At 70.8% G+C, this 12,921-nt stretch carries 12 protein-coding genes; 7 read left to right on the plus strand and 5 right to left on the minus strand.

What is annotated here, in order from left to right; translation table 11 throughout:
* Positions 1 to 146 precede the first annotated feature (146 nt).
* Entirely contained in the window at positions 147 to 1,367 is a 1,221-nt protein-coding gene (locus ACFPIJ_RS13765) for an FAD-binding oxidoreductase (RefSeq protein WP_380115157.1), read from the plus strand.
* Here the strand turns inward: ACFPIJ_RS13765 and ACFPIJ_RS13770 are convergent.
* On the minus strand, positions 1,364 to 1,855 hold the full coding sequence (locus ACFPIJ_RS13770) for a GNAT family N-acetyltransferase (RefSeq protein ID WP_380115158.1): 492 nt from the start codon (positions 1,853 to 1,855) through the stop codon (positions 1,364 to 1,366). The two genes, ACFPIJ_RS13765 and ACFPIJ_RS13770, sit on opposite strands and share 4 nt — an antisense overlap.
* A gap of 117 nt (positions 1,856 to 1,972) precedes the next feature.
* Here ACFPIJ_RS13770 and ACFPIJ_RS13775 point away from each other — a divergent pair, with 117 nt between their 5' ends.
* From ACFPIJ_RS13775 to ACFPIJ_RS13800, 6 genes are all read left to right on the plus strand, one after another.
* Positions 1,973 to 2,218, plus strand: a complete 246-nt coding sequence (locus ACFPIJ_RS13775) for an acyl carrier protein (RefSeq protein WP_380115159.1) — start codon at positions 1,973 to 1,975, stop codon at positions 2,216 to 2,218.
* Positions 2,202 to 2,951, plus strand: a complete 750-nt coding sequence (locus ACFPIJ_RS13780; RefSeq protein ID WP_380115160.1) for an SDR family NAD(P)-dependent oxidoreductase — start codon at positions 2,202 to 2,204, stop codon at positions 2,949 to 2,951. The genes ACFPIJ_RS13775 and ACFPIJ_RS13780 overlap by 17 nt, the downstream gene beginning before the upstream one ends.
* 112 nt (positions 2,952 to 3,063) lie before the next feature.
* On the plus strand, positions 3,064 to 4,680 hold the full coding sequence (locus ACFPIJ_RS13785; RefSeq protein WP_380115161.1) for an AMP-binding protein: 1,617 nt from the start codon (positions 3,064 to 3,066) through the stop codon (positions 4,678 to 4,680).
* Complete coding sequence (locus tag ACFPIJ_RS13790) at positions 4,677 to 5,723, plus strand: LuxE/PaaK family acyltransferase (protein ID WP_380115163.1); 1,047 nt, start codon at positions 4,677 to 4,679, stop codon at positions 5,721 to 5,723. Before ACFPIJ_RS13785 ends, ACFPIJ_RS13790 begins: the two co-directional genes overlap by 4 nt.
* The gene (locus tag ACFPIJ_RS13795) at positions 5,720 to 7,024 is read left to right on the plus strand and encodes an acyl-CoA reductase (RefSeq protein WP_380115164.1); all 1,305 of its coding nucleotides are present in this window, start codon (positions 5,720 to 5,722) and stop codon (positions 7,022 to 7,024) included. Before ACFPIJ_RS13790 ends, ACFPIJ_RS13795 begins: the two co-directional genes overlap by 4 nt.
* Positions 7,025 to 7,123: 99 nt before the next feature.
* Positions 7,124 to 8,098 carry a glycosyltransferase family 2 protein gene (locus ACFPIJ_RS13800; protein WP_380115165.1) on the plus strand — a complete coding sequence of 325 codons (975 nt, stop codon included), beginning with the start codon at positions 7,124 to 7,126 and terminating at the stop codon, positions 8,096 to 8,098.
* On the opposite strand, the gene ACFPIJ_RS13805 is transcribed toward ACFPIJ_RS13800, so the two are convergent.
* From ACFPIJ_RS13805 to ACFPIJ_RS13820, 4 genes are read right to left on the minus strand one after another with little or no spacing between them, the layout of a single operon-like run.
* Positions 8,070 to 8,519 carry a GtrA family protein gene (locus tag ACFPIJ_RS13805; protein ID WP_380115166.1) on the minus strand — a complete coding sequence of 150 codons (450 nt, stop codon included), beginning with the start codon at positions 8,517 to 8,519 and terminating at the stop codon, positions 8,070 to 8,072. The genes ACFPIJ_RS13800 and ACFPIJ_RS13805 overlap by 29 nt on opposite strands.
* Positions 8,516 to 9,673 carry a dTDP-4-amino-4,6-dideoxygalactose transaminase gene (gene rffA / locus ACFPIJ_RS13810; protein ID WP_380115167.1) on the minus strand — a complete coding sequence of 386 codons (1,158 nt, stop codon included), beginning with the start codon at positions 9,671 to 9,673 and terminating at the stop codon, positions 8,516 to 8,518. Before rffA ends, ACFPIJ_RS13805 begins: the two co-directional genes overlap by 4 nt.
* A 27-nt stretch (positions 9,674 to 9,700) precedes the next feature.
* Entirely contained in the window at positions 9,701 to 12,067 is a 2,367-nt protein-coding gene (locus ACFPIJ_RS13815; protein WP_380115169.1) for a hypothetical protein, read from the minus strand.
* 34 nt (positions 12,068 to 12,101) lie between these two features.
* Positions 12,102 to 12,920 (minus strand): MaoC/PaaZ C-terminal domain-containing protein, encoded by an 819-nt coding sequence (locus ACFPIJ_RS13820; RefSeq protein WP_380115170.1) that lies wholly within the window; start codon positions 12,918 to 12,920, stop codon positions 12,102 to 12,104.
* Between the last annotated feature and the right edge of the window lies 1 nt (position 12,921).

Here is a 12,921-nt window from a genome sequence, read left to right on the forward strand (position 1 = left end):
GAACGCGTCGTTGGGAAAGCCTGGAGCGTGCCCTCACCGGTCTGCCCTGGCTGCCGCGAATCCCGCCGGCGAGCACTTCCCCGTGTGGTCGTCTCGTCGGACGGTCCAGCTGGTGCTGGACCGTGAGCAGGGAAGCGTGGGCTGCGGTGAGCGTGATCGAAGTGCTGGCGGAGGCGTGCGGGCCGGAGCACGTGTGGGAGGCCGGCCCCGCCGACAGGGTGGACGGCGTTCCGGCCAGCTGGGTGGTGGCGCCCGGCACCGCCGAGGAGGTCTCCGGCGTGCTGCGCGCCGCGGCCGCGGCGGGGCTGTCGATCGTGCCGTCGGGCGCCGGCACCAAACTCGACTGGGGACTCCCGCCCGCGCACGTCGACGTCCTGGTGGACCTCGGCCGCCTGACCGGCGTGCTCGACCACGCGCCCGACGAGCTCGTTGTGACAGTCGCCGCCGGCACCCCGATGCGGGCGTTGCGGGCGTACCTGATGCGAGAGGGTCAACGGCTCCCGCTCGACGTCGCCTCGCCCGGCGCGACTCTCGGCGGAGTGCTCGCCACCAATGAGGCCGGCCCGCTGCGCCACCGGTTCGGCTCGCCCCGTGACCTCGTCGCCGGGGTGCGGGTCGCGCTGGACGAGGGCAGCCTGGAGCGCCAGGTCGACGGGCACGACCTGGCCCGGCAGATCTGCGGGTCGTTCGGCACGATGGGCGTGATCACCGAGGCGACCGTCCGGCTGGAGCCGCTGCCCGCGGCCAGGGCCTGGGTGGTGCGCCCGGTGTCGACCCCGCGCGAGGTGCAGCAACTGACCGAGGCGCTGGTCTCCTCGTCGCTCGGCGCCGCCGGCATCGAGGCCGACCTGCCCGGCGGCGCCGGCCGACCCGCCGAGATCGCCGCCCTGTTCGAAGGCAGCCGCGCCGGCGCCACCGCCCGCGCCGAGGCCGCCGCCCGGTTACTCGGGGGCGGCGCCGCCGTGGAACAGGCGCCGCCCGACTGGTGGGGGCGCTACCCGTTCGACGCCGACGACGTGACGTTGAAGATCTGGGGTCAGCCCAGCGAGCTGTTCGCCGTCGTGTACGCACTGCGCGACGCCGCCGGCATCCCGGTGCCCGTCCGCGGCTCGGTCGGGGCGGGCATCGCCCACGTGGCCCTGCCCGGCAGCATCGCGGCGGAGCGGCTCGCGGGGATGCTCACCGCCGCCCGGACCGTCCTGATGGCCCGCGGCGGCGGTGGTTGCACGTTGCTGCGCGCCCCGGCCGACCTGCGCGAACTCGTGGAGACCTACGGCCCGAGCCAGCTGTCGGACGCGACCGTCCGGCTGAAACTCGCCCTGGACCCCGAGGAGCGCATGGCCCCGGGAAGGCTGCCGGCGTGTTAGCGGGACCTCTCCGTCCAGACCACTAGCTGGTCGACCCCGTCGATCTCGGTGGTGTACCGCCGTGCGGGCACCTCGACGAAGCCGAAGCGCCGGTGCAGGGCGATGACCTGCTTGTTCCACGCGAGGGTACGGCCACCGACGGACGTGAGCTTCATCTCGTCGAAGGCGTACGCAACCGAGGCCTTCTCCAGCTCCATCCATGCGGGCAGCAGCTCGCCGCGCGCCTCCAGCCCGTCAACGTCGAGAAAGAACCCCCACTCGGCAGTGCCGGAGACCTCGTCGTGGTCGTTGAACGTCACGACACCGCAGTCATGGCCGTTGTACGAGAAGACGAGCACCCGGCGGGACGGGTCCGACTGGACCTTTGCCCACCACTGAGCGTGACCCTCTGGGGTGATGAATGCGGTGTGGATACTGGCACCGCGGGTCTTCGGGTGATTTCGCCAGCGGCGGATGATTTCGACGTCCGATTCGTCGGCTTCGCGCATCACCTGGAAACCTCCCATTGGGCGGCGTGAGTCATTAAAAGACCGGACAACGGTACAAACGGTACACTTGCCGCGGATGTCAGCCGTGCTTTCCCGATCGAACAGGACCCCGAGCTGATGAGCAATCTCGATCGACTTCGTGTCGCCTTCCGCACCGCGTTGGCGCTGCCCGAGGAGTATGACGTCGACAAGCTCGAATATCGTGGCATCGAGAAGTGGGACTCGCTGGCACACCTTTCCCTGGTCGGCGAGATCGAAGACGCGTTCGACGTCATGATTGACACCGATGAGGTGATCGACCTCAGTTCGTTCGACCGGGCCGTCGAGATTCTCGGAAAGCACGACGTTGCATTCTTCGACTGACGCCAGGGTCGCGCTCGTCACGGGATCCTCACGGGGGATCGGCCGGGCGGTGGCGCGGAAACTCACTACCGAGGGTTACCAGCTGGTCCTCCATGGCATGCGGGAGGGCTCGGCCAAGACCACGGCCGACGAACTGGCCGCCGACTTCGGCGCCGAGCCGCTCGTCGTGCACGGCGACGTCGGCGACGCCGCCGAGGTCAAGACGATGCTCCGGCTGGTCTTCGAACGGCACCGCCACCTCGACGCCGTGGTCGTCAACGCCGGCATGCACGAGGCCGGCCTGCTCGGCATGATGGGCGACGCCGCCATTGAGCGGCTGTTCGCGGTCAACGCCGTCGGCGCCGTCCACACCGTCAACGGCGCGATAAAACTGCTGCGCCGCGGCAAGGCGCCCGCCATTGTGCTGCTGTCCTCCGTCATGGGCACCGCCGGTGCCGCCGGTCAGGTCGTGTACGGCGCGACCAAGGCCGCCGTCGCCGGGTTCGCCCGCGCCGCGGCCAAGGAACTCGGCCCGGCCGGCATCCGGGTCAACGCGGTCGCGCCGGGATTCATCGCCACCGAGATGCTGGAGTCCCTCGATGAGGCCGGTCGCGCCGAGCGGGTAGCGTCGACAGCACTGCGCCGCCTCGGTGAGCCCGAGGACGTCGCCGACGTGATCGCGTTCCTGCTCTCCGACGCGGCGAGGTTCGTCACCGGCCAGGTGATCGGTGTAGACGGTGGCCTGGTCGTATGACACAACGTGATGGCGTCGTATACGGCATTTCGGACAGTTTTTTCGGATGCTGTACGGTGAGGAAAGTCCGTGTCCACCTCGACGACGCCAGTGCGTTTGTGGGGGTGACGGCATGACCTTGCTGCATCCCGATGCCAGGTTGATCGATGCCGCGACCGGCGCCGAGCTCAGTGGTGTGCCGTTGCGGGAAGCCGTCCACGCCGCCGTCGTCGGCTTCGCCGAGCTGGTCCCGGGCGTGGTGTTCCTGCGGACCCCGACGACCGTCCAGGCGATCGTCCGCTACATCGGCGCCTTCGAGGCGGGACGGCCCCTCGCGCTGCTCGACCCCGGCCTGCCCGCCGAAACCCTCGCCGACTTCGTGGACCGCTTCGAGCCCGCCGCCGTCTGCGGGCCGCCCCCGTCGGGCGAGGGCAGGGGCCCGTCGGGCGAGCGCACAGGCCCGGACGAGCGCAGGAGCCCGGACGAGCGCAGGAGCTCGTCGGGCGAACACGCGGGCCCGTTGGCTGAACACACGGGCCCATCGGACGAGCGTAGGAGCCCGGACGAGCGCACGGGCCCGTTGGATGAGCACAGGAACCCGTCGGGCGAGCTCAGGAGCCCGTCGGGCGAGCTCAGGAGCCCGTCGGGTGGGCACCGGGGGTACACCCGCCGCAATGACGAATTGTGGGAGCGGGACGAGCCGTCGAGCGTCGTCGCGCACCCCGGCCTCGCGACGCTGCTGGCGACGTCCGGCTCCACCGGCAACCCGAAGCTCGTCCGGCTCTCGCGGGCCGCGATCCTGGCCAACACCACGGCGATCATCGAGGCGCTCGGCATCACCGGTGCCGACGTCGCGGTCAGCAGCCTGCCGTTCTACTACAGCTTCGGCATGTCGGTGCTCAACACGCACCTCGCGGCCGGCGCGACCGTCGTGGTGGAGTCCGGGGGGCTGGTCGCCCGGTCGTTCTGGCCGGCGGTCACCGAGCACAAGGTGACCTCGCTGGCGCTGGTGCCGTCGCAGTACGAGATGCTGCGCCGCCTGCGCTTCGACCCGTGGCGCTACCCGAGCCTGCGCACCCTGACGCAGGCCGGCGGCCGGCTGCGGGCCGAGCTCGTCCGGGACTTCCACGACCGGATGGCATCCGCCGGCGGCCGGCTGTTCGTCATGTACGGGCAGACCGAGGCCGCCCCGCGGCTCACCACGCTGCCCGCCGACCGGCTCGCGGAGAAGCTCGGCTCGGTCGGGCCCGCGGTGCCCGGCGGCCGGCTCACCGTGCGGCTCGAGGACGGCACCGAGACCACCGAGCCCGGCGTCGTCGGCGAGGTCCTCTACCGGGGGCCCAACGTGATGATGGGCTACGCCGAGACCGCCGCCGACCTCGCCCGCGGCGACGAGCAGGGCGGCCTGCTCGAGACCGGCGACCTGGGCCACCTCGACGAGGAGGGGTACCTCTTCATCGACGGCCGGCTCAAGCGCTTCGGCAAGGTGTTCGGCGTGCGGCTCAACCTCGACGACATCGAGCGGCTCGCCGCCGCGGGGGGACCGGGCGCGGTCGCCGCGATCGCCGGCGATGACAAGGTCGTCGTCTTCGTCGAGGGGGCCACCGCCGAGGAGCTGGCCGCGCGGGTGAACGTGCTCGCGGACCGGCTGAAGCTGCACTGGTCGGGCCTCGAGCTGCGCGGCGTCCCCGCGCTGCCGCTGCTCAGCAACGGCAAGGTCGACTACCGAGCGTTGGAGTCCGCACGATGAGCGTGTTCACCCTGCCGCAGCCGGACCGCGAGGCGCAGCTGCTGCCCCGCCTGGTCGAGCTGACCGAGCGGCACCGGGCGCGGAGCGCGGCGTACGCCAACATCCTCGCCGCGACCGGCAACGGCCCCGGCCGCCACTATGCGCGGATCAGCGACCTGCCCTGGCTGCCGGTCCGGCTGTTCAAGACCCACGAGCTCAAGAGCATCCCCGACGACGAGGTGTTCAAGGTCCTGACCTCCAGTGGTACCACCGGCGACGTCAGCCGCATCCACCTGGACAGGGCGGCCGCGGCGGCGCAGACCAGGATGCTCGGCCAGACCCTGCAGTCGGTTCTCGGCCCGAAACGGCTGCCGATGCTCGTCGTCGACACCACCGCGATCATCAGGAACCGCCGTTCGTTCAGCGCCCGCGGCGCCGGCGTGCTCGGCATGATCACGTTTGGCCGGGACCACGTCTGGGCCCTCGACGAGGACGGTCGGCCCGACCTCGAGGCGGTCCGTGGCTTCCTCGCGAGGCACGGCGGCCGGCCGTTCCTGGTCTTCGGGTTCACGTTCATGGTGTGGCTGCACCTGTACGCACTCGCGCGCGCCAACTGCCTCGACCTGAGCAACGGGATCCTGGTCCACTCCGGCGGCTGGAAGAAGCTGGCCGATCAGCAGGTCGACAACGCCGAGTTCCGCCGTGCGTTCCGGGTCGACACCGGGCTGACCCGCATCCACAACTTCTACGGCATGGTCGAGCAGATCGGCGTCGTGTACCTCGAAGGCCCCGAGGGCACCTCGCTGTACTGCCCCGACTTCGCCGACGTCGTGATCCGCGACCCGCAGACATGGGAGCCGCTGCCGCCGGGCCGGCCGGGGCTCGTCGAGGTGATCAGCACGCTGCCGGAGTCGTACCCCGGCCACCTGCTGCTCACCGAGGACCTGGGCGTGATCGACGGCATCGACGACGGCGCCTGGCCCGGCAAACGCTTCTCCATCCTGGGCCGGCTGCCCCGCGCCGAGGCCCGGGGCTGCAGCGACACGTTGGTGGGTGCGTCGTGAAGAGCGTCTTCCCGATCGCCGCCGCCGACGATGTCGCCGCCGAGCGGCTCCTGGCCGAGATCACCGACGAGCCCGCCGGCGGCCGGCTGACCGTCGGCGACGAGCGGGTCCGCGACTTCCTGATCGCGTTCTCCCGGCGGCTGCTCAAGCCCGACCTCGCCCGCCGCCACCCGGAGCTCGGCTCGCTGGGCTTCTTCCTGCGCAAGGGTGAGCTGGCCCGGGCGGTGGAGCGCCTCGGCGACGGCGTCGCCGGCCAGCGCCGCGCGCCGCGTGGCCTCGTCCTGCATTTCCCGCCGGCGAACGTCGACACGATCTTCGTGTACTCGTGGGCGCTGTCCGCGCTCGCGGGCAACCACAACATCGTGCGGGTCTCGGCCCGCGCCGCCGGCGCCGCGCAGACCGTCCTCGAGGCGCTCAACGACGTCCTCGCCGTCGCCCACCCGGCGATCGCCCAGACCCAGCGCATGATCACGTACGACCGGGACGACGCGGTCACCGGTGCCCTGATCGGCGCCTGCGACCTGCGGGTGCTGTGGGGCGGCGACCAGTCCGTCAACGAGCTGCGCAGACACCCGATCCGGCCCCTGGCCAGGGACCTCGCGTTCCCGGACCGGTCGTCGTTCGCCGCGATCTGCGTCGCCGGCTGGCAGGCGTCCACGCAGGAGCAGCGGCGGGCGGCGGTCGACGGGTTCGCCAACGACCTGTACTGGTTCGACCAGGCCGCCTGCTCCTCGCCCCGGAACCTGTTCTGGATCAGCCCCGCCGCAGTGAAGCCCGACGCGGTGAAGCCAGACACGGCGACGGCAGACGCGGTGAAGCCAGACACGGCGACGGCAGACACGGTGACGGCCGCCCGTGCCGAGTTCGACGAGCTGCTCGCCGAGGTCGTCGCGCGGCGCGGCTGGGACGTCGACCCCGCAATGGCCGTCGAGAAGCACGTCGCCACATACGGCCTCGCCGCGTCCGGCGCCGCCACGAAAGTGCTGTTCAACGGCAACGCCGTCGCCAACGTGTCCCTGCGCGGCCTCGGCGACGTGCAACGGCGCTGGCTCGGCGCCGGCACCATCTGCCACGTCACCGTCGACTCTCTCGCCGAGCTCGCCCCGGCGATCCAGCGCAAGGATCAGACGCTCAGCCAGTACGGCTTCACCATGTCGGAGCTCGACGACTTCGTCACCACCCTGGCCGGCCGCGGCCTCGACCGGATCGTGCCGTTCGGTCAGGCGTTGACCTTCGCGGGCACCTGGGACGGCCTCGACCTGCTCCACGAGTTCACCCGCATCATCACGATCCAGGCCTGACGGAACGGTCCAGGCTGACGGAAACGGTCCCAGGCCTGACGGAAACGGTCCAGGCCGTCCGGATCACGCTCGTTGTACGTCTGTGAGGAGCTCAGCACCGTGTCACTGTCCGTCGTCGTTCCGTGCTATCGCTCCGCACGCATCCTTCCGACGCTGGTGGAGCGGCTCAACGGCGTGCTGCCCGGCATCACGCCGGATCACGAGGTGATCCTGGTCGTCGACAGCACCGACGACACCTGGGACGCCGCGAGCCAGCTCGCCGTCAAGTACGAGCACGTCCAGGCGATCCGCATGGCCCGCAACTACGGCCAGCACAACGCGCTCATCGCCGGCATCCGCGCCGCCTCGTTCGACCGCATCATCACCATGGACGACGACCTCCAGCACCCGCCGGAGGAGCTGCCCAAGCTCGTCGCCGCGCTCACCGACGACCTCGACGTCGTCTACGCGGTCTCCGAGCAGGAGGAGCACGGCGCCTTCCGCAACATCACGTCGTGGGGCGCGAAGAACCTGGTCCTGGGCGGCACGATGGGCATCCCCAACGCCGACGTGCTGGGTGCCCTGCGCATCTTCCGCACGTTCCTGCGCGCCGGCTTCGACCAGGTCAACGGCCCGCACGTCTCCGTCGACATCGTCCTGTCCTGGACCACGACCCGCGTCGGCTCGACGACGGTGCGCATGGACCAGCGCACCGACGGACGGTCGGGGTTCACGTTCCGGTCGTTGCTGAAGCACGCCGTGAACATGATCCTCGGGTACTCGACGAAGCCGCTGCGGCTGGTCACGTACCTGGGGTTCCTGATCGGCATCTGCGGTCTCGCGCTGACGAGCCGGCTGATCTACCTGTACTTCGTCGGCGACACGACGGTGGCCGGTTTCACGACGATCGCGTCGCTGGTGACGGTGTTCTCGTCGGCGCAGCTGATCGGGATCGGGGTGCTCGGCGAGTACCTGGGCCGGGTGCACGCGCACGGCATGGGGCGGCCGACGTACGTGATCCGCGAGCACGTGAACGGGGCGACCCGAATGCGGGAGCTGACCGACGTCAGCGGCGGAACGCCCAGAGCTTGCTGAGCTGGTAGTTGATCAGCGGGGCGGCCACGATCAGGATGAGCTGGGCGATCAGGACCGGCACGTGGCACACCTCGACGAGCAGGGGCAGCCCGAACATGGTGAACCCCAGCGCCCACAGGCAGATCACGTAGAACCGCAGGAACCCGGAGATGACCGGGCCCGTCGACTGGAACACGAACTGCCGTTGCAGCGGATACGTGACGACGGCGCAGACGAGGTTGGCGATGATCGTCAGGATCAGGTAGTGCACGTGATCGCGGGTCAGCAGGTACGCGCCGGCGAAGAACCCGTAGTAGGAGACCGCGGACACGCCGCCGACGGCGAGGTATCGCACCCGGCGGTCCTGGCAGAGCGTGACCGCGGTGCGCACCGGCCACGACCGGGTCGCCGGCGGGACGGCGGGGTCCAGGATCTTCGTCATCCGCGGGGGTGGAACGACTCGACGGCGCCGATGACCAGGTCGATGTCGGCGTCGGCCATGCCGCCGTAGAGCGGCAGCCGCAGCAGGCGGTCCGCGACGTCCTCGGTGACGGGGCAGCCCTCCGGGCCTGTGCGCCCGAACTTCATGCCGGCCGGCGAGAGGTGCAGCGGCTGGTAGTGGAACGTGCCGAGGACGCCGTGGCCGAGGAGGTGCTTGAGCATCCGCTGCCGGCTGTCGAGGTCGGGCAGGAGCAGGTAGTAGAGGTGCGCGGGATGCTCCCGGTCGTCGGGGACCGAGGGCTGGGCGACCCCCTGCTCGACGGCCCAGGTGGCGAGGCGCTGGTGGTAGCTGTTCCAGATGTGCTTGCGGCGGCGCTGGATGTCGGTGAAGTGCTCCAGCTGCGCGGTGAGGAACGCGGCGAGCAGGTCCGAGGGCAGGTACGACGAGCCGATGTCGATCCAGCGGTACTTGTCGACCATGCCGCGGAAGAACTGGCCGCGGTTGGTGCCCTTCTCGCGGATGATCTCGGCCCGCTCGAAGTAGGTGTCGTCGTTCAGGATGAGGGCACCGCCCTCGCCGCACTGGACGTTCTTCGTCTCGTGGAAGCTCTGGGTGGCCATCGCGCCGATGGAGCCGAGCTTGCGGCCGCGGTAGGTGCCGCCGATGCCGTGCGCGTTGTCCTCGATGACGACGAGGCCGTGCTTGCGGGCGATCGCCTCGATCGCGTCCATCTCGACCGCGACGCCGGCGTAGTGCACGACCACGATCGCCTTGGTGCGCCCGGTGACGGCGGCCTCGACCTGGCGTTCGTCGAGGTTGAGTGTGTCGGGGCGGCAGTCGACGAAGACCGGCACGGCGCCGCGCAGGGCGCAGGCGTTGGCGGTCGAGCAGAACGTGAACGACGGCACGATGACCTCGTCGCCCGGCTCGAGGTCGAGCAGCAGCGCGGTCATGTCCAGCGCGTGCGTGCAGGAGGTGGTCAGCAGCGAGTGCTTCGCCCCCAGGATCTGGGTGAGCAGGGCGCTCGCGCGCTTGGTGAACGGACCGTCCCCGGTGAGTGGCCCGCCTTTCATCGCCTGCTTCATGTAGCTGGTCTCGTTACCAGTGAGATAGGCCTTATTGAATGGAACGCTGAGCTGATTGGTTCGGGTCACTGCTGGAGCCTGCCTCGCGGTGAGCGGTCATGCCGACGGCAGTTCATACACCGCGGCGACCCCTGACCGATAACGCTCGGTAGCAAATTCCGGCAGCCGCGGCGAAACGTTGTCCTGACTCTCATCAACGAAAAGCCAGCGTATCCCGTAACGGTCCCGCAGCAGACCTACCCGCTGGGGTGATGGGTCACGGAACGCTGCGTCATTGTCGGCGAGGATCTCGTGGCGCCAGTAGGGCACGTGGCCGACCCAGGTGCCGAGCCGGGCCGCCTCGGCGTGCGCGGTTGTGGTGAAGCCCCAGCCTTCCACGAGCATGCGCCGTTCGCTGTACGCGGACATCGAGAAGTGCAGATTCGTGCACTCCTTGTTCCACCGCTGGCAGTGCGCATTGGTGGCGACGAGGTCGTCGGGGTCGGAGTGGTCGCGCAGCCATCGGCCGGCCTCCAGGACGCCGTCGGCGACGATCTCGTCGCCCTTGACCACGTTCTTCCAGCCGGCGTGCGTCGAGTCCCGCAGGATCGTGACGTAGTTCTGGAGGCTGGCGTTGCTGCCGTACCCCGCGAGCAGGGCCACGACCAGCGCCACCACCATGCCGCGCACGGCCGGCACGCGGCGCCGGGCGAGCATCAGCGCGGCGGTGACCGCGACCGCGACGGCGGCGAGCGCCGCGTAGGGCAGCACGACGGCGCGGGTCAGCGCCGCATACGAGCCGGTGTTGCCGACGGTGGGCAGGTGATCGCTGCCGCCGGCCTGGATCACCTGGGTGACCACCACGCCGAGCGCGACGAACCCGATCAGCGCCCACGCCCGCCGGGCGGTGAACCGGCCGGCGGGCAGCAGCGACCACAGTCCGACGATCGCCGCGACCGACAGGTAGGGCCGGGCCGCCTCGATGAAGAACCGCTGGCTGTCACCGGACTGGCCGGTCAGGAGGGTGGCGCCGGCACCGGCGACCCCGATGCCGATCATGGTCACCACGGCGGGCTCCGGCAGGCGGCGGCGCAGCAGGCCGGCCAGGCCGGCCCAGATGCACGCCCAGCAGCACAGCAGCAGCACGAGCAGCACGAGCAGCCGGCCGGTGACCTCGCCCGCGGCATAGCCGGTGCTGCCGCCCAGCCCCCCGGTGATGAGCGTGGTGAGCGGCTTGAACGCCGTGCCCTGGCTGGTGCCGCCGAACAGCACGACCTGCGAGAAGACCAGCCCGGCGGCGGTGATGCCGAGCCCGGTCAGGGCGCCGCGGTGCAGCGTGCGGTGCCGCAGCAGCTCGGCCCCGACGGCCAGCAGCAGGCCGCAGCCCAGCAGCGGCAGATAGGTGGCCTTGGCGCCCATGACGCCGGCGAGCAGGACCGCGAACAGCGCCCAGCCGCGGCCGTCGCGCCGCTCCCGGAGGCGGTCGATGAGCACGATCATCAGCGGCACCATGAGCAGCGCGCCGAAGGTCTGGGTCGGCCCGCTCCACACCGTGAGCCGCAGCGACGAGCCGTCCTCCAGGGCGCTGAACGCGAGGTTCGTGTAGAACTCCCCGGTGACCCACTGGTAGGGGTTGGGCGACAGCACGAACAGCGTCAGCGCGCTCGCCGCGACCCCGCTCCACCAGCCGCCGGTCACCTTGCGGGCCAGCACGGCCACGAGCACGGCGAACGCCATCAGCATCGGCAGCATCGACAGGCGCAGCAGCAGGACCTGCGGCTCGATCCCGGTCACCCAGCTGGACGCGGCGATCTCCGGGTAGACGAACCAGTGATACCAGAGCGGCTCGCCGGTGATCCACGGGACCATCATCGGCATGTGGTGCCTGGCCTCGCCGACGAGTGCGAGGTGGAAGGTCGAGTCGGTGTCGGGGGTCGAGTTGTACGGGTACCGCAACCCGTACAGCCGGTAGAACTTGAAGCTCCACAGCAGCGTCATCCCGGCGATCGCCGTCAGGGACCAGCGCCACAGCAGGGGTGGCACGGGCGCGTCGGCGGCGCCGCGCCAGTGCCGGCGCAGCGACGGGATCACCAGGAACGCCGCGACGGTCCCGACCGGCCAGGCGAGCACCAGCAGCGGCAGGCCGAGCAGCCGGGCGCCGACGTAGACGAAGACCTCGCCGATGTAGCCGAGCGCGAGCCCGGCCGCGACGTCGGCGACGAAGAACCCGCCGCCGCGGCCGAGGAACCGCCACCACAGCGTGCCCGGCAGCGCGACGCCGAGCGTCAGGTAGAGCGTGAACACGATCGTCGTGGTGGGCGGGACCTCGAAGAACCACAGCGCGGCGGTGGTCGCGACCCACAGCAGCCCCACGGGCAACCAGCCGGACCTCAGCCCGCGCCGCAGCGGGCCGCGGTGCGGCGCCACCCGCGCCGGGACGGTGTCCGTCACGTCGGGGTCGGCGGCTTCGGTCGGCGTCTGCACGGTCTTGCCTCCCGAAACGCCCGGCTGTGGCTGGTTACCTGACGAGCCCGGTCAGATGTGGTCTGCCGGAACGCTCATCATGCACCCCGAAATCCCAGCCACTACCCTGCGCCACAGCGCTGAAGCCCACCGTTGCGGGCAGCAGGACGGGCAGTTTGAAGGCCACATCGACGCTGTACGTGTCGGGCAGCCGGCCTTCGAGGGCCGCGAGGCAGCGGGCCTTCGTCCACATACCGTGCGCGATCGTGCGCGGGAAGCCGAACACCTTGGCGAGGACCCGCGACGTGTGGATCGGGTTGCGGTCCCCGGAGACCCGCGCGTAGTCGGTCCCGACCCGCCGCGGCACCCGCCACACCGCGTTCGGCGCCGGCGGATCGGGCAGGGCACCCTTCTCGGCCGGGGCGCCGGGACCGCGCCGCAGATACGTGGACGTGTCCCGCCACACGAGCGCCCCGTCGACCGTAGCCGTCGTGACCACGTCGAGCTGCGTGCCGCGGGGGTGCGGGCGCAGCGCCTCGGCCCGTACCCCGAACGCGAAGGACGCGGAGGACTGTAGCGGACCGAGGACCTCGATGCGGTTGGCCACGTGGATCAGGCCCAGCAGCGGAAACGGGAAGTCCCGCCCCGTCATCAGCGCCATGGCCAGGGGGAACGCCACGACGTGCGGATAGGTGGCGGGCAGTTCGTCGCGCAGGCGGAAGCCGCAGACCCGGCTGTAGCCGGCCAGGTGCGCCCGGTCGACGGTCACCCCGTCGACGGTCACCTCGCGCGACGGCAGCGCGGGGTCGGCCGCGACCCCGCGCCGCAGTGCCGCCGCCCGGTACAGCGGCCCCAGCCTGGGCATTTCTGACATG

The organism is Dactylosporangium cerinum, from assembly GCF_042653625.1.
Classification (GTDB): Bacteria; Actinomycetota; Actinomycetes; order Mycobacteriales; family Micromonosporaceae; genus Dactylosporangium; species Dactylosporangium cerinum.